The organism is Bartonella vaga (assembly GCF_037070895.1).
Classification (GTDB): domain Bacteria; phylum Pseudomonadota; class Alphaproteobacteria; order Rhizobiales; family Rhizobiaceae; genus Bartonella.
The window spans coordinates 338,312-357,345 of sequence record NZ_JAYMZK010000001.1 but is presented as its reverse complement, the minus strand read 5'-3'; the positions used below and the strand labels follow the sequence as shown (position 1 = coordinate 357,345).

18 protein-coding genes and 1 pseudogene are annotated in these 19,034 nt (G+C 40.3%); 6 read left to right on the top strand and 13 right to left on the bottom strand.

Annotated features, from left to right (window positions below; all coding sequences use genetic code 11):
* Nucleotides 1-12: 12 nt before the first annotated feature.
* The gene (locus tag WCP76_RS01510; protein WP_336293927.1) at nt 13-804 is read left to right on the top strand and encodes an inositol monophosphatase family protein; all 792 of its coding nucleotides are present in this window, start codon (nt 13-15) and stop codon (nt 802-804) included.
* A gap of 107 nt (nt 805-911) precedes the next feature.
* On the opposite strand, the gene WCP76_RS01505 is transcribed toward WCP76_RS01510, so the two are convergent.
* Entirely contained in the window at nt 912-2,702 is a 1,791-nt protein-coding gene (locus tag WCP76_RS01505) for an ABC transporter transmembrane domain-containing protein (protein ID WP_336293926.1), read from the bottom strand.
* Between the two features lie 186 nt (nt 2,703-2,888).
* Between WCP76_RS01505 and rpmE the strand changes: the two genes are divergently transcribed.
* Nucleotides 2,889-3,110 carry a 50S ribosomal protein L31 gene (rpmE, locus tag WCP76_RS01500; protein WP_336293925.1) on the top strand — a complete coding sequence of 74 codons (222 nt, stop codon included), beginning with the start codon at nt 2,889-2,891 and terminating at the stop codon, nt 3,108-3,110.
* Nucleotides 3,111-3,713: 603 nt separating this feature from the next.
* Here rpmE and WCP76_RS01495 read toward each other — a convergent pair.
* From WCP76_RS01495 to tkt, 6 genes and pseudogenes are all read right to left on the bottom strand, one after another.
* Complete coding sequence (locus WCP76_RS01495; RefSeq protein ID WP_336293924.1) at nt 3,714-3,896, bottom strand: hypothetical protein; 183 nt, start codon at nt 3,894-3,896, stop codon at nt 3,714-3,716.
* 588 nt (nt 3,897-4,484) lie between these two features.
* A pseudogene (locus tag WCP76_RS01490) lies at nt 4,485-4,795 on the bottom strand (class I fructose-bisphosphate aldolase); the annotation flags it as partial.
* 25 nt (nt 4,796-4,820) lie between these two features.
* The gene (locus WCP76_RS01485) at nt 4,821-5,852 is read right to left on the bottom strand and encodes a class I fructose-bisphosphate aldolase (RefSeq protein ID WP_336293923.1); all 1,032 of its coding nucleotides are present in this window, start codon (nt 5,850-5,852) and stop codon (nt 4,821-4,823) included.
* 117 nt (nt 5,853-5,969) lie between these two features.
* Nucleotides 5,970-7,163, bottom strand: coding sequence for a phosphoglycerate kinase (locus tag WCP76_RS01480; protein WP_336293922.1), 1,194 nt, complete (start codon nt 7,161-7,163; stop codon nt 5,970-5,972).
* Nucleotides 7,164-7,497: 334 nt separating this feature from the next.
* Complete coding sequence (gap, locus tag WCP76_RS01475; protein ID WP_336293921.1) at nt 7,498-8,511, bottom strand: type I glyceraldehyde-3-phosphate dehydrogenase; 1,014 nt, start codon at nt 8,509-8,511, stop codon at nt 7,498-7,500.
* Nucleotides 8,512-8,679: 168 nt separating this feature from the next.
* On the bottom strand, nt 8,680-10,686 hold the full coding sequence (gene tkt / locus WCP76_RS01465; RefSeq protein WP_336293920.1) for a transketolase: 2,007 nt from the start codon (nt 10,684-10,686) through the stop codon (nt 8,680-8,682).
* 325 nt (nt 10,687-11,011) lie between these two features.
* Here tkt and WCP76_RS01460 point away from each other — a divergent pair, with 325 nt between their 5' ends.
* Complete coding sequence (locus WCP76_RS01460) at nt 11,012-11,287, top strand: DUF4164 family protein (RefSeq protein ID WP_336293919.1); 276 nt, start codon at nt 11,012-11,014, stop codon at nt 11,285-11,287.
* A 12-nt stretch (nt 11,288-11,299) separates the two neighbouring features.
* A complete protein-coding gene (locus tag WCP76_RS01455; protein WP_336293917.1) occupies nt 11,300-11,665 on the top strand; it encodes a cell division protein ZapA in 366 nt (121 codons plus the stop codon).
* Nucleotides 11,666-12,405: 740 nt separating this feature from the next.
* Here the strand turns inward: WCP76_RS01455 and pyk are convergent.
* Together pyk and WCP76_RS01445 are read right to left on the bottom strand one after the other, a co-directional pair.
* The gene (pyk, locus tag WCP76_RS01450; RefSeq protein WP_336293915.1) at nt 12,406-13,842 is read right to left on the bottom strand and encodes a pyruvate kinase; all 1,437 of its coding nucleotides are present in this window, start codon (nt 13,840-13,842) and stop codon (nt 12,406-12,408) included.
* Nucleotides 13,839-14,294 carry a DUF1036 domain-containing protein gene (locus WCP76_RS01445; RefSeq protein WP_442894700.1) on the bottom strand — a complete coding sequence of 152 codons (456 nt, stop codon included), beginning with the start codon at nt 14,292-14,294 and terminating at the stop codon, nt 13,839-13,841. Before WCP76_RS01445 ends, pyk begins: the two co-directional genes overlap by 4 nt.
* Nucleotides 14,295-14,604: 310 nt before the next feature.
* Here WCP76_RS01445 and WCP76_RS01440 point away from each other — a divergent pair, with 310 nt between their 5' ends.
* Nucleotides 14,605-14,862, top strand: a complete 258-nt coding sequence (locus tag WCP76_RS01440) for a DUF2312 domain-containing protein (protein ID WP_336293912.1) — start codon at nt 14,605-14,607, stop codon at nt 14,860-14,862.
* Here WCP76_RS01440 and WCP76_RS01435 read toward each other — a convergent pair.
* The 4 genes from WCP76_RS01435 to WCP76_RS01420 form a co-directional block, all read right to left on the bottom strand.
* Entirely contained in the window at nt 14,859-16,682 is a 1,824-nt protein-coding gene (locus WCP76_RS01435) for an ABC-F family ATP-binding cassette domain-containing protein (protein WP_336293911.1), read from the bottom strand. The two genes, WCP76_RS01440 and WCP76_RS01435, sit on opposite strands and share 4 nt — an antisense overlap.
* On the bottom strand, nt 16,682-17,080 hold the full coding sequence (locus tag WCP76_RS01430) for a YMGG-like glycine zipper-containing protein (protein WP_336293910.1): 399 nt from the start codon (nt 17,078-17,080) through the stop codon (nt 16,682-16,684). Before WCP76_RS01430 ends, WCP76_RS01435 begins: the two co-directional genes overlap by 1 nt.
* Nucleotides 17,081-17,184: 104 nt before the next feature.
* Nucleotides 17,185-17,820 (bottom strand): thiamine diphosphokinase, encoded by a 636-nt coding sequence (locus WCP76_RS01425; protein ID WP_336293909.1) that lies wholly within the window; start codon nt 17,818-17,820, stop codon nt 17,185-17,187.
* A gap of 577 nt (nt 17,821-18,397) precedes the next feature.
* The gene (locus tag WCP76_RS01420; RefSeq protein ID WP_336293908.1) at nt 18,398-18,610 is read right to left on the bottom strand and encodes a hypothetical protein; all 213 of its coding nucleotides are present in this window, start codon (nt 18,608-18,610) and stop codon (nt 18,398-18,400) included.
* 100 nt (nt 18,611-18,710) lie between these two features.
* Here WCP76_RS01420 and WCP76_RS01415 point away from each other — a divergent pair, with 100 nt between their 5' ends.
* Nucleotides 18,711-18,881 carry a hypothetical protein gene (locus WCP76_RS01415; protein ID WP_336293907.1) on the top strand — a complete coding sequence of 57 codons (171 nt, stop codon included), beginning with the start codon at nt 18,711-18,713 and terminating at the stop codon, nt 18,879-18,881.
* Nucleotides 18,882-19,034 lie beyond the last annotated feature (153 nt).

Below are 19,034 nucleotides of genomic sequence, written 5' to 3'. Positions count from 1 at the left end.
AAGGAACAAAAGATGGCTCATTCTGCAATCATGAATGTCATGGTTCAAGCTGCAATGAAAGCTGGACGCTCTCTGGTGCGTGATTACGGTGAAGTACAAAATTTGCAAGTATCTTTGAAAGGGCCAGCGAATTATGTAAGCCAAGCAGACCGCAAAGCTGAAAAAATTATTTTCAATGAATTGAGCAAAGCACGACCAAAATTTGGTTTTCTGATGAAGGAATCCGAAGAAATTGTTGGTGAAGATTCACAACATCGTTTCATTGTTGACCCTCTGGATGGCACAACAAATTTTCTTCATGGCATTCCTTTTTTTGCTGTTTCTATTGCCTTGGAAAGTCAAGGAAAAATCGCTGCTGGTGTGATTTATAATCCCATTAGTGATGAGCTATTTACCGCTGAACGTGGTGGCGGTGCCTTCTTTAATGATCGGCGTTGTCGGGTTTCTGCGCGACGAAAATTAGAAGATTGTGTCATTTCCACGGGCATGCCTCATTTGGGTCGTCCCAATCATGGAGCATATCTTATCGAATTATGCAATGTAATGACTGAAGTTGCTGGACTGCGCCATTTTGGGGCTGCTGCTCTTGATTTAGCTTATGTTGCTGCTGGGAGAACAGATGGATTTTGGGAAAATAATCTGCAAATTTGGGATATAGCTGCTGGAACGCTGATGGTTCGTGAAGCTGGTGGTTTTGTTACGGATAAAGAAGGCGGTAACGATATATTTCGCAAAAAAAGTATCATCGCCGCCAATGAACACATTCGTATCAAATTAGAAAGAACCCTCAAAAAAGGCATTTAGACCTCAAAAGAAATATTCTTTAAAAAGGCAATGCGGAAGTGCCATTTTTGCGGTTTTTCAAACCAACTACAATGAGCTAAAAAGATGCTGCTCTTTATGACGCGTGCTTACTCTAGTGAAAATTGCAGTTTTGCTAGATAAGCGTAAATCCCGTTTTTTGCAACGAGTTCGGCGTGTGTCCCTTCTTCGACAAGAGCCCCTTTATCCATAACAAAAATGCGATCCGCTTTTAAAACTGTTGCTAAACGGTGAGCGATCACTAGTGTCGTTCGATTTTTCATAAGCCCTTCTAAAGCTTCCTGCACCAACTTTTCACTGTTTGCATCTAAGGCTGACGTTGCTTCATCAAGCAATAGCAAGGGAGCATTTCTTAAAATCGCACGCGCAATACCAATACGTTGTTTTTGCCCGCCAGAAAGCATAGTGCCGCGTTCTCCTACCTCTGTATCTAAGCCATTTGGTAAAGTTTCAATGAATTCAAATGCGTTAGCTGTTTTAGCTGCGTCGATGATTTTTTCTTCAGTGATATTTTCAGTACCGAACACAATATTATCACGTAATGTACCATCAAAAATAGCAACATCTTGCGGAACATAAGAAATTGAACTGCGTAAATCTTTAAGAGAAAGGCGGTTGATCTCAGTACCATCAAATCGAATTTGACCACTCGTTGGATCATAAAAACGCAGAATCAAAGAAAAAATGGTGCTTTTCCCTGCACCTGAAGCGCCAACAAAAGCAACGGTTTCCCCCGCATCGACAGAAAAGGAAAGAGAACGCAAAATTTTTTCTTGTGGCCTAGAAGGATAAGTAAAATCAACTTTGTCAAAAACAATTGCACCTTGGATAGGTTTGATCAATGGTGTAGGAACTTTTGGGGCTAAAATAGTAGGTTGTTCTTGCAATAATTCAGCAAGCCGTTCAGCAGCGCCTGCTGCTTGGATTAATTCTGCTCCAAGTTCCGATAATTGCGCAAAAGTTGAAGCTCCAAAGACTGCGTAGAGGACGAATTGACCTAATTCTCCACCAGTCATGGTGCCATTCAAAACATCTCGGGATCCAATCCATAAAACAGCAACAACACTGCTGAAAACCAGAAAAATTGCAAAACCCGTAAAAAAGGAACGAAGGGTCACAGAAGCACGTGCTGTTTGAAAGGCTCGTTCTACCAATTGTGAAAAACGTGCAGAAACAAATTTTTCAGCGGTAAAGGCCTGTACAGTGCGAATGGCGCTTATCTTTTCTGTTGCTAAAGCATTGGCATCTGCTAAGCGATCTTGCGCAGCATGTGTACGAGTACGAACTTTGCGCCCAAAGACAACTAATGGAATAGAAACAAAGGGAATGGCAAACAAAACAAGTAAGGACAATTTAGCATCGGTAATAACCATCATTACAATTGCCCCAATTACCACAATCAAATGACGTAAAGCGGTAGAAGCGGTTGATCCAACTGCCAATTTTATTTGTGTTGTATCTGTTAATAGCCGTGAAACAAGTTCTCCAGAATGCGATTTGTCAAAAAACGCGGGAGTCAATTGCATAATATGGGCAAAAACATCACGTCGCAAATCAGCAACAATTCGTTCCCCCAAGGTGATAACACAGTAATAACGGCAAGCTGAAGCAATCGCAAGAAGCAAAGCTAACATAAACAAAATACCGAAGTAAAAATTAATATTGCCATGACTTGAAACAGAAAAACCATGATCAAACATTTGGCGAATAGCAATGGGTAAAGCCAAAGTAACAAAAGAAGCAAGAATCAAAGCAAGAAAGGCAAAAACAAAAAACCAGCGATAACGTACAAGATAAGGGACAAAAGTCGCAAGTAAAGAGAATGAAGGTTTTTTAGTAGAAGATTTTGCAGCTTTTTCTGAATGATTAAAAAGATTCATAGGTTTTTGCTCACTGTGTTGGATTGTCCATCACACTTTATGTAATGATGTACATGAAGACTTGTTTTTTGATATGCGCTCAGTTATAGAACACAGTGTTTTAATCAATTTGTCAAAAAACAAAAGAAGCGCACTTAAAAAAAGAGTAAGTGCTGCTTCGTATCATATACACAAAAGGTTTGACGCATGAAAGCGAATATTCATCCCGACTATCATAATATTACCGTTGTTATGACGGATGGTACCAAATATAAGACGCGCTCCACTTGGGGAAAAGAAGGTGATATCCTTAATCTAGATATCGATCCGACAACTCATCCAGCGTGGACGGGTGGATCTCAGACACTCGTGGATCGTGGTGGTCGCGTTTCTAAATTCAAAAATCGTTTTGGCAATCTTGGTATATGAGAATTTGCCTCTCATTGAGAAATGATGGAAAATCTCTTGTAAGATTATTGTACATTAAAAGCAATTAATCTGGCCAAAACTGAGAAAGAAGTAAATTGCGAATGAGATGCTTTGTTTTACGCAGAACTTCTTTTATGTTGAGAAAAAATAGGGGGTAATTATGTTTTTGTAATTAGCTAATTATACAAAAAGCAAAAACATAATACCTGCCCAGTATAAAATCATGCAGAGCACACACTCGCTCATCAATCTAAGTCGCTCTTGGCTATATGCATTTCACAAATATAGTTTGAACACATAGAAGCGCTTTAATGTTTTGTAGTTTTATAAAAAATCCAATAACACTGATAAATAGCAACACTTCATTTTAATAATAAATCCCTATTAATTATATTGAATCAGTGCCCTCTATCTTGTCATATTTCATTATTTTAAACACGCTTACGAAAAATTATAAAAAAATTCCATAACAAGCTAATAGAGGATTTAACATGTAACCTGAAAAGCAGTTTTATAATGAATGGAACGCACCCTTTTATGAATTTTCTGAATGTAAGAGCAGACAAAACACTAAAAGCAGATAAATAGAATGATGAGGCTGGCTTATAACTTCATAAAAGTAAATATGAGGCGCCTACCACCAGATAAAGTAAAAAAGAAAGCAACTCTGTGCGCCATTCTATCATCAATCAACGCTCCCTTTACTGTTTTTCCTACAACATAAAACTCTATCGCAGGTCCACCGGATAATATTTTGCCTCTATTTAGCTGCCATTGTAAAAGCATCAACACTCATGTCAAAGCTTGTAACCGATTAAAAATAAACACAAAAGTAGAGACCATTTTAAATAATTTTCAGAAAATATCCTCAAAAAACAGAAAACTCCCGCTTCTAGATGAATATTTTCATCTATACACAAAGCAATTCCTAACGCATCCCATAAAATCTGCAGACTAAGAAAATTTTTAGGAAAAGTAATAGCTTGTTCAAGGAGATATTTCTTTATAGGCTTTCAATCCTATTTTATAAAATTCCTCACGAATAGATCTAAATGAATTCCACTAAGGCCCACCATTTTATCAACATACGCAAAAACAAACCACCGCACCTTTGTATAATTTCCAATTATTATCTACTTTCTCTTAACTCTTAGCACACAAACGATCCATAAACCGCACGCTGTATCTTCCTATCCTGCCAGCTTTAGTTTACGATAAAATACGTTTTATTAATTAGAGGAAAATGTGTATAAAAACAGAAAAATATAGAGGATCTTAACCTCTTTGAAGCAGCATAAATTTATTATTTATAATAAAAAATCAATGGCTTTAAAGAAGGCGCTCGCAACACCGGCCTATTAAGAAAAGATCACTCTTACAAGGCACTTCCCCCAAAGCATTCACAGCAGACAAATGAGCCGTTTCTTCTTCATCGGATTGCCCCCAGAAAGAAAAGCAATTCCTGCCACAACAGCAGGAACAGTCTGTTTAAGAACCTGAACCGTTTTTTCAGCCACTTCTTCCACAGAAGCACTCCGTGCATCCTTTCCATCGATCATCATATTGGGCTTTAAAACCATACCCCCGAAAAGAACATGCGCTTCAAATAATTCTTTAAACACAGCATGTAAAACAGCTTGTATGACTTCAAAAAAACAACATCTATGAATGCTAATACGACGGCTCACATTATACAAGGTTCGCTATTATTTAAGAATACGATTTTTCTTGATCTTTTGTCCACTGTCCCAAAGCAGCAAGATGATTCATCCGTGCACGATGACAAAAAGCCTTTTGTGCAACAGCAACATTTTCCCCTTTTCCACCCCATGCCTTCAAAGCAGCCGCTTGCAATGCCCGTCCATAAGAAAAAGTTAATTTCCAAGGCAATGCTCCCAAAGCATTCATAGCAGACAAATGAGCCGTTGCTTCTTCATCGGATTGCCCCCCAGAAAGAAAAGCAATTCCTGGCACAGCAGCAGGAACAGTCTGTTTAAGAACCTGAACCGTTTTTTCAGCCACTTCTTCCACAGAAGCACTCCGTGCATCCTTTCCATCGATCACCATATTAGGCTTTAAAACCATACCCTCGAAAAGAACATGCGCTTCAAATAATTCTTTAAACACAGCGTGTAAAACAGCTTGTGTAACCTCAAAGCAGCGCATAAGTGAATGCTGGCGTGATGGCCCATCCATTAATACTTCTGGCTCAACAATCGGTACAATTCCTGCTTCCTGACATAAAGCAGCATAACGCGCGAGAGCCTGTGCATTTTGGTTTATTGCCCCTCTTGTTGGTAAAGTATGTGCATCAACAGCAATCACGGCACGCCATTTAGCAAAACGTGCTCCCAAACTATAATAATCTTTTAAACGCTCACGAAGTCCATCCAACCCTTCTGTAATCGTTTCTTTAGGAAAAGCGGCCAACGGTTTAGCACCTGTATCAACTTTAATTCCTATCAAGGCACCTGTATCATGAATAAGATCAGTCAACATTTGCCCATTAGATGCTTTTTGACGAATAGTTTCATCAAATAAGATAACACCAGAGATAGCACTTTCCATAGCTTCTTTTGTAGTAAAAAGCATTTCACGATAAGCGCGGCGGTTATCCTCGTTACATTCAACGCCAATGCTTTCAAAACGCTTTCCAATCGTCGCAGTGCTTTCATCTGCTGCCAAAATACCCTTACCCGCACTCACTAGAGCAAGTGCTATATCTTCAAGACGTTGGTTCATAACAAATTCCTCTTTACCTTGTACCTTGTCGTTAACTTCCAAAAGTGAGCAACACACCCTACATAAATATAACTACACAAATGCAGCTTTTCTTTAAACTTCTTTCAAATAAATCCTTTAAACCTGCATGAGGGCGAGAATACCAGGAAGCACTTTACCTTCCATCCATTCTAAAAAAGCGCCTCCTGCTGTCGAAAGATACGTAAAATCATGAACAACACCGGCTTTGTTAAGCGCAAAAGCCGTCTCTCCCCCTCCAGCGATTGAAACCAATTTCCCTGCCAAGCTACGTTCTGCCACATGACGTGCAACCGCAATTGTTCCTTGATCAAAAGGAGGCATCTCAAAAACGCCAAGAGGTCCATTCCAAACAAGGGTAGAAGCTTCATTAATAACTGCATTGATCTGCGCAATAGAGTGCATACCAATATCCAAAATTATTCCATCCTCTGGAATATCTCTAATATCGCAAAGGCGATGAGACGCATCTTTTTCAAAGCGAAACCCAATGACCGCATCAACAGGAAGCAGCAGCGTACATTGGCACTCTCGCGCTTTTTCAATAATTTTTTTTACTATGTCCATTAGCGCATATTCACACAGTGACTTTCCAATATGAACGCCTTGCGCTGCTAAAAAACTATTTGCCATGCCTCCACCAATCACCAAGTGATCAACCTTTTCAACTAAATTATTGAGCACAAAAAGCTTACTGGAAACCTTTGCACCTCCAACAATAGCGACAACAGGGTGTATTGGATTGCCAAGCCCTTTTTCTACTGCCCGCAACTCACATTGCAAAGAACGCCCTGCATAAGAAGGCAATAAGTGTGTTATTCCTTCCACTGAAGCGTGGGCGCGATGGGAAACTGAAAACGCATCATTGACATAAAGATCCCCATTATGAGCTAAAGCCTCAGAAAAGGAAGCATCATTCTTTTCTTCACCTGGATGAAAACGAACATTTTCAAGCAGTAAAATATCACCATTTTGCAAAGCCTCAACCGCTATTTTAGCTTCTGGACCAATACAATCTGATGCAAAAAACACCGAATGATTGATTATTTTTTCCAGCACTTCTACAACGGGGCGTAATGAAAATTCTTGCTTCACCTGTCCCTTTGGGCGACCATAATGGGAAAGGAGAATAAGCTTAGCCCCACGTTTTTGAAGTTCAACGAGTGTCTCTTGATGCCGTTTAAGACGCGTCTCATCACATAGTTTTCCTTGTTCCATTGGCACATTAAAATCAACCCGCACAAGAACACGTTTCCCAGCAACATCAACATCATCCAGTGTACGAAAACCCATCACTACCCCCTCTTCAATTCTGTTGTTTTAAATAAAAACGTACCTGTTTCACTCTCTCCCCACTCAACCTACTCCTTTACTTGTATGCAAAGAGATCTGTATTTGTGTTTTCTCAAATTTGATCTTGTTCAGCGACTCACTCTTTAAAATGTTACTCTTTCATGCCGTTAAAATACGTATTCTCTCACAAAAGCAAAACGCAACAGAAGACACCATCTATCACTTAAGGCAGCTTCTTTTCAACGCACGAAAAACGGTCTGCACCATATTTTTCAAAAGAATACACCTTGATTTTCTGTTGTAAAAATAAAAAGGGAATCAGAAGATCCTTTCTTTATATTGATATTGCCTTGGCAAAAGCTACAGCCGTATCGCCCATGCGATTTGAAAAACCCCACTCGTTATCATACCAAACCAGAACACGGCAGAGCTTTCCATCGATCACCTTTGTTTGATCATTGTGGAAAATGGCTGAATGCGGATTATGATTAAAATCACTACTTACAAGCTTTTCCTCTGTATAGTCCAAAATTCCTCGAAGCGACCCCCGCGCAGCACTTCCAATAGCCGCGTTAATTTCTTCAATCGTTGTGGAACGTTTAGCGGTAAATGTAAAATCAACAACAGAAACATTCGGTGTTGCAACACGTATCGATACACCGTCAAGCAATCCTTTTAATTCCGGCAAGACCAACCCCACAGCCTTTGCTGCCCCTGTTGACGTAGGGATCATAGAAAGAGTCGCTGCACGTGCACGATAAAGGTCACGATGCATCGTATCTAACACAGGCTGATCGCCCGTATAAGAATGGATCGTTGTCATAAAACCATTTTCAATTCCAACCGTATTGTGCAAAACTTGCGCAACAGGCGCCAAGCAGTTGGTTGTACAAGAAGCATTAGAAACAACCCAATGTTCTTTACTTAACAACTGATGATTAACCCCGTAGACCACAGTGAGATCGGCACCTTCTGAAGGTGCAGAAACAAGAACACGCTTTGCCCCTGCATCTAAGTGTGCACTGGCTTTGTCACGTGCGGTAAAAAGCCCCGTACATTCTAAAGCAACATCAATATCCAAAGCCTTCCATGGCAATTGTGCTGGATCACGCTCTGCACAGACTTTTATCAAACCACGCCCGACATCAATGGCATCACCAATAACTTGAACAGGATTGGGAAAGCGCCCATGGACAGAATCATAGCGCAACAAATGAGCATTTGTTTCTACAGGTCCTAAATCGTTAATTGCTACAACTTCAATATCTTTGCGTCCACTTTCCACAATGGCGCGCAAAATATTACGCCCAATACGACCAAACCCATTAATTGCGACACGAACAGTCATTTCACATTTTCCTCATCGATATTTTGTAGCACAAGAAATGAGCATTTGTTTCCACCAATCCCAAGTCATTAATTGCTACAACCTTAATACTTTATCGTCCACCTTCTACAATAGCGCACAAAATATTGCGCCAAATACGACTACACTCATTAATTGCAACGCATACAGTCATTTCACATGTTCTTTATGGATCTTTGCAAACTCTTTTTCAACGGTAGCGAGTACATTCTCACAAGTGATACCGAAATGCGCGTAAAGTGCATCAATAGTTCCACTCGCACCAAAACCGTCCATGCCAATAAACACACCATCACAGCCAATAAAACGATCCCATCCTTGCCGAACAGCAGCTTCAATGGCAATTTTAATCGGTGCATCGCCGATGAGAGCATGCTGGTAAGAGAGAGATTGCTGTGCAAAAAGTTCAAAACAAGGCACAGAAATCACACGCGTCGGAATACCCTTTTCTTCTAATATTGCATGTGCTTTAACCGCAATTTGCAGTTCTGAACCGGAAGCAAACAGAGCAACTTGAGCATCATCACTAGCCGTTAGTAATTCATAAGCACCAAACGTACAGAGGTTTTCTTCTTCATACTCTTGACGCAAAAGCGGTACATTTTGTCGGCTTAAAGCCAAGGTAGAAGGTGTCTTGCGAGCCTTCAAAGCCAATTGCCAACATTCTAGTGTCTCCATAGCATCAGCAGGGCGAAAAACAAGATGATTGGGAAGTGCACGCAAGGAAGCCAAATGCTCCACTGGTTGATGTGTGGGACCATCCTCACCAAGACCGATGGAATCATGGGTCATTACGTAAATTACGCGCAATCCCATGAGAGAAGACAAACGCATTGCAGGACGCATATAGTCAGAAAAGCATAAAAAGGTTCCCCCATAAGGAATAAAGCCTCCATAAAGGGTAAGCCCATTCATCACAGCTCCCATCGCATGTTCACGAATCCCATAATGCAGATAGCGCCCTGAAAAATCTTCCGCCGTTATACTTTTCATCTGGCTGCTTTTTGTATTATTAGATCCAGTTAAATCGGCAGAACCACCAATAGTTTCAACAACAGCTTCATTGATAACTTCAAGTGCCATTTCAGAAGCTTTACGCGTAGCAACAAAAGGACACTCTTTTATGAGTTGCTGTTTATAAGCATCAATAGCACCATCGAACCCGCCTAGGAGATCGCCCCGCATCAACCTTCCAAACTCCATCCGTTCTAACATGGGAAGATTTTCCAGTTTTGCCTCCCATTTTTGCCGTTTTTTAGCGGCGTTCAAACCGGCCAAACGCCAATCATCAAGAATATCAGCTGGAATAACGAAAGGCTCAGCATCCCACCCCAAAGCAATACGAGTTTCAGCAATTTCTCGTGTTCCTAAAGGAGCACCATGGACTTTATTAGTCCCCGCTTTATTTGGTGCTCCAAAGCCAATCGTTGTTTTGCAAGCGATCAAAGTTGGTTTATCGGAATCTTGTGCTACCTCAATGGCTCGCGCGATCGCTGTTTGGCTGTGCCCATCGACTTTGTATACATTCCAACCAGATGCTTTAAAACGCGCTATCTGATCTGTACTGTCAGCCAGGGAAATATTTCCATCGATGGAAATATTATTATCATCCCACAACACAATGAGCTTATTGAGTTTTAAATGACCAGCAAGGGAAATGGCTTCTTGAGAAAGGCCCTCCATGAGACACCCATCCCCGACAAGTGCATAAGTATAATGATTGATGAGATCACCAAAGCGTGCATTTTGCAAGCGTTCACCAAGAGCCATCCCCACGGCATTGGCCAACCCCTGCCCAAGAGGGCCAGTGGTTGTTTCGATGCCGGCAACATGGCCATATTCTGGATGTCCAGCAAGTTTCGACCCTATTTGGCGAAAATTTTTGAGATCCTCAAGGGAGATATCTTCATAACCAGAGAGATATAACAAAGCATAAAGCAACATAGACCCATGCCCAGCCGATAATATAAAGCGATCACGGTTAGGCCAACAAGGCTTTTTAGGATCATGAGCGAGGAACTTTGTATAAAGAACAGTAGCAATATCCGCTGCCCCCATTGGCAAACCAGGATGACCAGAATTTGCTTTTTCAATCGCATCAATTGCAAGAAAACGAATAGCATTAGCCATGCGGTTCTGTTGTTCAGTATTTGTCATGAATGATAGACCATTTCTTTCAACGTGTTATTTTGTTGCTGCTTCTTTATTCTCTTAATTTTTCGAGAAATACTTTTCAGTTTTTAAAACCATTGGCATGAACTTCTTGCCACCGCTTAAGGAACGATTAAGAATACTCTCCCCACACATCCTTTATGCCAATATTCTTAAAAAATCCAGCTTTTAATTAATATCTATTCCCTGCTTTGCTTGCTAAAATGCTCTACATACTTAAAAATAAAATTTACGTAAAAAAAGAAAACGAATGATTCGTTTTTCTATAAAAAAGTGATAAAAGATACAATCACCCAAAGGAAAAAGCATCATGAACCAAGAGACTACGGTTCTATCACACGCTGTAGAGCAATTGGAAAAAGCACTAAGAACTTTAGAGATCACCATTATAAATCGCAATGCTGTGATTGATAAAAATAATGAATGGGAAGAAGAAATACAGCAAATAAACGCTGATCGCAGTCATCTTGCCCAAGCGCTTGATAAAGCTGAAGCCAACGTCGAACGTCTAGAAGCGGTGAATAAAGAAGTTTCAAAACGCTTGATTAAAGCAATGGAAACGATTCGTGTTGTAATTGATAGATAAAGGTTAAAATGTATGGAAACTGTTTCCGTTACCATTGATGGTAAGGTTTATCGCATGGCTTGCGATGAAGGACAAGAGCAGCACCTTATTGAGCTTGCAGCTCGATTAGATCAATATATCTCATATTTGAAGAAAAATTTTGGTGAGATTGGCGATCATCGCTTATCGGTTATGGCTGGCATTATGATTATTGATGAAATGGAAGAAATAAAACGCGAAAATAAAAAATTACAAGAAGAAAACGAGACTCTTTTACGACTACATAATGAAAGAGATCGCACCATGGAAAAAATCATGCAAGACACAACTGAACGCATTGAAAAGCTTACCAATCAATTGCTCAAATATGAGCAAAACAATATCGAGGTTCCAAAATAGGAAAATTCATAAAAGTATCTCAATTCTTAAACCAACAAACGATATAATTTTAAAGGATCAGCATAATTATAAACAATCGTGTAACTTACTAAAACATAAAGGAAATATTTTCCAAGAAAAAAGCTGTGCTTATATTTTATTTATACAGCTTCTGCTACACAAAAACATTTCCCTATGAACAGGGATCTACAGGCCACTGTCATTTTTACACTTATGAAATAATAAACCAGCAGCAGTAGCATTCTATTTACCTTCTTTCAATGTTGCAGCTGCTCGTGTATTCACACATTTAATGAGCGACACATTAATTCCTTGTTGCAAGCAGTTTTATTCATTGCGCAAGCTGCTTTTGTAACATGTCAGGAAATGTTTTTCCGATTCTGAATAGGGGGTTGAAACGAGAAAGTATGCTTGTCTTCAAAGTTCTTATTTAAGTTGAACAAGTAATAAATTATCATTATAAATCAATATATTTATAGTATAATAGATAAGGCTGTTCAAAAAATATCTAAAAAGACAATGTGCATAAATTCAAGAATGATTCACAGTAAATATCTCGGTTAAATGCTCCGATTCGTCATAAGCATAAGCACGGCTTTTACAGGATAAAGAAAAGCATCGGATTCAGTAGAGAACATCATACGCTCCCAACATAAACAGTTATACACACATCAAGCACCCTTGTGCGTACACGCTCTTCCCAGAGAGGAAAAAAATAAAAGAGCATCGTGCACAAACACTCAAACGCCTTTTTTCCCATCTTGAGAGACAGAAGCAATACGCAATAAGTTCGTAGCACCAGGCGTACCAAGTGGAACCCCCGCGATCACAAGGAATCGATCCCCTCTACAACAAAAGTCTTCTTGAAAAGCAATCGCCGCTGCACGATCGACCATATCCTCCAAATCACGCGCATCTTCGGTAACCACACAATGCAATCCCCAAACTAAAGCCAAGCGCCGCGCTGTTTCCACGATGGGCGATAACGCGATAATGGGTCTGTTTGGACGCTCACGTGATACACGCACACCCGTTGTACCTGAAGCGGTATAGGCAACGATGGCCGCTAATTGAAGAGTTTCTGCAATTTGCCGTGCTGCAAGAGAAATCGCATCTGTTCCCGTTGATTCAGGTGCCCCACGCTGCGTTCCAACTATCTCTGCATAAGTGCGATCTTGTTCGATTTGCCGAGCAATGCGATCCATCATAAGCACAGCTTCTTCAGGATAAAGACCAGACGCAGATTCAGCAGACAACATCACAGCATCACTCCCAGCATAAACTGCTGTAGCAACATCAGAAACCTCTGCACGTGTCGGAACAGAAGATGTAATCATGGACTCGAGCATTTGTGTAGCCACCACAACAGGCTTTCCCGCTAAACGACAGGCTTTTATTAGCTCCATCTGAAGTACAGGAAGCCTTTCCAACGGCATTTCCACTCCGAGATCGCCCCGTGCAATCATAATACCATCGGAAACATCAATAATCTTATCTATGTGCTCCAAAGCTTGAGGTTTTTCTATTTTAGCCATCAAAGATACTTTGCTTTTTGTCAATCGACGCACTTCCATAATATCTTCTGGACGCTGGATAAAAGAAAGTGCAACCCAATCAACAGGCTGTTCCAAAATAGCTTGAAGATCATTTTTATCTTTGGGCGTCATGGAACCAAAAGGCAAAACCGTATCAGGAAAGCTCACACCTTTTCGATCAAAAATACGAGTTCCAGCAACTACACGGCAATGAACAGAGTGGCCATCACACACTTCAGCATGCAGTTCTAGCTTTCCATCATCAATTAACAGCCGATCTCCTGGTTTAACAGCTGCTAACACATCACCGTGTGGAAAAAAAACACGCTGTGCATCGCCAAGCACATCACGATCATCTAATGTAAACCTTTGCCCGATAACAAGATCCTCTTGACCTTTAGCAAAACAGCCAACACGTAATTTTGGCCCCTGTAGATCCACTAAAATACCGATTGGCCGACAAACAATTTTTTCAACATCTCGTATACGCTTCACCAAATCACACATCATTTCACAGTCAGTGTGGCTCATATTAAGACGAAAAACATCCGCTCCCGCCATAAAAAGCTTTGTAATCATCGAAGTGGAAAAAGAAGAAGGACCAAGAGTGGCAATAATTTTTACTTTACGTGCACGCTTCACAACAGAGAATCTCCTGAAAGAGAGGGAGAATGTACAGACGAATCATTAAACAAGGGCATATCCGTTAATTGTACCGTCCAACTAGTTTGATTGCCTGTATCAATTTCCTGAAACGCAGCCTTTTGATAACCACGGGGAAAACAATCATGAACGCCTTGAATAGTAAATTGGCTATCTTGCACACACATGGTTATAGAGCCGGACCAATTTCCTTTTTTCTGTGCTCCCTCCGCATACAAATAATAAAACCGTGAAGAAAGTGGTCCTTCGATTAATGTTTTACATTCTGTCACTGGCACAACCCACCATCCTTCGCTCACCCAACCTGAAAACGTACGATAACCAATAGCTACACCAACAGACTGCTGAGTCGTATTACAAACCCTAAAATCAGCCTTTGCAAAAGCAGTAAATGAAAAAAAGAGCAAAAAGCTCAAGAGAAAAGCCCTCATTTCTCTTTGAGAAACCCAGAGCTGTTTTCTAGCAATCACAAAACTTCCTTTCCAAGGTTAACCATTAAAGCAAAGCATACATCTCTTTTCTTTTTTTTGATAGCTTTAGAAACCACATTAAGTGTATTTTTATTTTTTCCGCTTCTTACAGTTTTTTATCAATGCATATATTTTAAACTTTTACAAAATATTTAAAATCACTTTGTAAATAAAATGCACAGCTTGATTGACTTTCTGTTTTTCAAGCTTGCTCAGTAGAAATTTATCATCATACAAAAAGCTTAAAGCAAATAAGCCGGAGAAAAATGCAATGAACACAGTGACTGATCAAACACACGCTCTATCCACAAACCAATTACGCGCTTTTATTGAACGTATTGAACGACTAGAAGAAGAAAAGAAAAATATTTCCGATGATATTAAAGAAGTTTACGCCGAACTCAAAGGCTCAGGCTTCGATAGCAAGGCTGTTCGGAGTATTATAAGATTACGTAAAAAAGAAGATCATGAAAGAATGGAAGAAGAAGCAGTCATCCAACTTTATAAAGATGCACTTGGCATGAGTTAGCACGGGCACGTGTCCTTTTCTATCTCTTCGCGTAAAAGTTCAAGTTCCAACCATTCTTCTTCTTTTTGCGTGCATATATTTCTCTTCTCTTCCAGTGCTGCCGATAAACACGCGAAACGATCTTTGTCACAACAATATAGTGCTGGATCAGAGAGCTCTTGTTCAATTTTTTTAATTTCATTTTGCAAAGTAGCGATTTGTTCAGGTAGTTTTTCTAGCGCATAAATTTGTTTGTAAGACAATTTACGCGCCGTTGTTCTTTTTGGTGATGAAATATTTTTTGTATGCTCCCGTGCACGAGGCTTTGGCGACTCTTTACGCTGTAACAGTGCAGCTTCCTTGTTTTGTGCCATCATATCACTATAGCCGCCAGCGTACAAAATCCACTGACCATCGCCTTTGGGTGCCAACATCCGGGTCACAGTTCGATCTAAAAAGTCTCTGTCATGGCTCACCAATAACACGGTTCCAGCAAAATCAGCGATGAACTCTTGCAATAAATCCAAAGTTTCCATATCTAAATCATTGGTTGGTTCATCGAGAATTAAAAAATTTGCGGGACGCGAAAGAAGTCGAGCAAGCATGAGGCGAGCTCTTTCTCCACCTGAAAATTCTTTAAGTGGTGTACGTGCTTGTTCAGGCAAAAACAAAAAGTCTTTCATATAAGAAACAACATGCCGCTCTTGTCCATTGATCAGGAGAGTATCTCCCCTACCACCGGTTAAATAATGCGCTAAAGTCTCTTCTCCATTTACAATACGCTGTTGATCAAGAAGCGCCATAGATAAATTATACCCATGCTTCACCGTACCACTATCGACCGCTTCATTCCCGATCAGAGCAGAAAGCAAAGTTGTCTTTCCTATACCATTGGGACCAACCAGACCAATCCTATCACCGCGCTGAATGCGCAAAGAGAAATCTTTTATAATAACACGATCACCATAAGATTTTGAAATTCGCTTCGCTTCAAGCACCAATTGCCCAGAATCATGGCTTTTTGCAGCCGCTAAAGACGCGCTTTTAGGTGAGCCTTTATAAGTGTTATGAAGCTGTCGTAATTCTTTTAACGCTGCTAAACGGCGCACATTACGTTTCCGCCGAGCCGTCACCCCATAGCGCAACCATTGTTCTTCACGCGTAATTTGTCGCCCCAATTTGTGTTGATCTAGAGCTTCCTCTTCAAGCACCTTATCACGCCATTTTTCAAAATCCGAAAAACGCATTTCCAGTCTTTTTGCCGTACCACGATCAAGCCAAATTGTCGAACAAGTGACATTTTCTAGAAACCGCCGATCATGCGAAATCACCACAATCGCTGAACGTAAAGAACATAAAACACTTTCTAGCCACTCAATGGTTGGTAAATCAAGATGATTTGTTGGTTCATCTAAGAGAAGAATATCTGGTTTTGCTGCAATGGCTCGTAACAACGAAACGCGCCGTTTTTCACCACCAGAAAGCATCGCTAACTTTTCATTCCCTGAAAAACCAAGATTGCTGTAAAGCATATTTATCCACTGCACATCAGGCACATCATCCAGACCAGCTTCTATATAAGCTTGAATATCTTCAAAGCCTGAAAAATCAGGATTTTGTGTAACGTAACGAATAGTAACCCGAGGGTGGCAAAAAATTTCCCCACCGCTCGGCTCTATTATTCCAGCGGCAATTTTCAACAGTGTTGATTTGCCACAACCATTACGCCCCACCAGAGCAATACGCGCCCCCTGCTCAACCGATAAGCAAACCTGGTTGAGCAAAGGACTTGTTCCAAAGGTTAAGAAAATGCGGTCAAGCCGCAGCAACGGTACTGCCATTAATGAACATATCTATGACAAGGTGCCTGATACACAACGCCTCTTTTATCGCGGTAAACGCATAATTTTGGCGTCTGTACTCTTTGAGCACAAGGTACTTGATAAATCCTACCTTCACGGGTACGATACGTACACAACAATGCAGGCTGAGTAGCCATTTGTCTTTTCTGTCTTTTCTGATTTACAGCAGCGCCTGTTACTGACCCTGCTACAGCACCAACTGCTGCACCGGCAATGGCTGCTTCAGGAGTACTTCCAGCAATTGCAGTTCCTGCCAAAGCACCTAAAGCTGCTCCCCCAACGCCATAACGCGCAACGCGCTCGTCATTAACAGAACAAGCCACAGAACTTAAACCAATCACCGAAACGATAGCTACTTTTAAAATTGATTTTAACATAAAAAAACCTTTCCTTCTTGAAATCAATACATCCATATCATTCATGCCAGCACTTAATCACTCTATCCTCTCTCCCACTTTAAATATATATAACCGGAAAAGCTTTATGGAATGGGTAAAAACGCTAACAATATAGCTTTTCCAGAACCTAAATGACAAGAAAAGGTTCCACAAACACGGTTAGAAAGTGTCAAAGAAGACCCAAACGATATGTTTTTATTATAAAGAGGCCATTTTACACCTGATAAGGTTAATCCTTGTAAATCAGAAAAACCGATAATACTAAACAAACAACCCTCAGGTAGATCACATGAAAAAGGCTCTGACAAAACCGGCCACCCTTCCTCAAAACCGCTCGTCAACAGCACTGATATGCCTTTTTCGGACAAAAGCAGTGCTTGCGTCATATGAGAAAGACTATGATCGCTTCTTTCACCTCCAAAAGCACCACACAAAATAAGCTTTGTCACTCCTTTTTGCAAAGCTTTCTCACATGCAAGAGCACAATCGGTCATATCTTTATCAGCAGGAAAAACCTCACGCGTAACATTACTATATTTATGGATTAAAGCCTGATCAGATGAATCAAAATCCCCCAACCACAGCTCAGGAATCACATTTAGCGCTTCTGCATGACGCATTCCACCATCAGCAGCGATCACTCTGCTATTACGAATTTGATTGCGCAAACGATCCGTGATCCGGATATCTCCATCTAACAATATTGTAAATGTCGCCATTCCACCCTATGCCTTTCGCAACATATCCCTTTATAGCGTCTTTTTATCAAATAACCACTTTTATAAATGACAATCCGTCATATAACCAAGAGAATCCTTTCTAAAAAGCCCTTTCGTTATTAAGTACTATATTAAGTACTATCCTATCCAATGTTCCTGTATTTTAAGGTGAACATCATGACGCAAAACTTAAATAGCTGTTCGAAAATATTATTGCATAATCTTGCTATTGGATCACCAAATTCTTATAAAACCTACTCTGTAAAAGCTTTAAACTAGCACAAAGCAATGTATTTTCTCACCTAAACAGCTCTTCTACACAATCCGCGATATGCTAGAAGCATTGGCCAATTGCTTCTTTACAAGTCGCAGCCAACATTTAATCCATGAATAAATAGCTCATATTACTGACAATCACGGCATTTTACACCTGCCAAAAGTCACCTAATTGAAGATAACAAATCGCATGTCCTCACACCCTCTCTCTCATTTCCGAAAGAAAGCTTCCCAGCTCCATTGAAGACAATAGCAACACCTCGCACAGTTTTCACACAATAAGGAACTACAAATCAATTGATTATATTGCACCTGAAATGCTCAAATAAGGCAGGATATTATCTGTTTTCATTCCCATGCTTTTTCCAATAGAAGCAGATAGCGTTTTTCGTAATATCTCAGACGCCAAAAATGCCTCCTTAGATTTTCTAGCGACGCATCCAATTCCTCTGTAACGGATTCGATCTGCCATAGAAAAAGAATGTAAAATCAGTACAGATAATGTTAAAGACACTGATAACGACTCTTTTATGATATGATTTTATGGTAGCTTTCATAAAGGTTACATATAAAAGAACCAATTTATTCACCTGCATTTGCGCGTAGCGTTTTCCATGCCCGATCAGTCCACAATAAAAAGCTCGATGCACATTGTTTGGGTCAGTAAGCCAGAGAAGATTGCCATTCATTTTTCTGCTGGTTCACACTCAGGTGAGATGAAATGTTTGAAAAGAGGGTGGATTGCAAAGCCGGATAAATCATCTATTCACCCAAACACTATTTGAGGTCTTCCTGAAACTCAGACCTATACTGCCGATAAGAAACGGCAATGTAATACGGTTGTCATTTCTGTTTAACAAACATGTTTTTCACTTTCTTACTGCAACCCCACATGTTTCTCGAAATTTCGAAGCAATTGCAAAAAGAATGGTACAAAG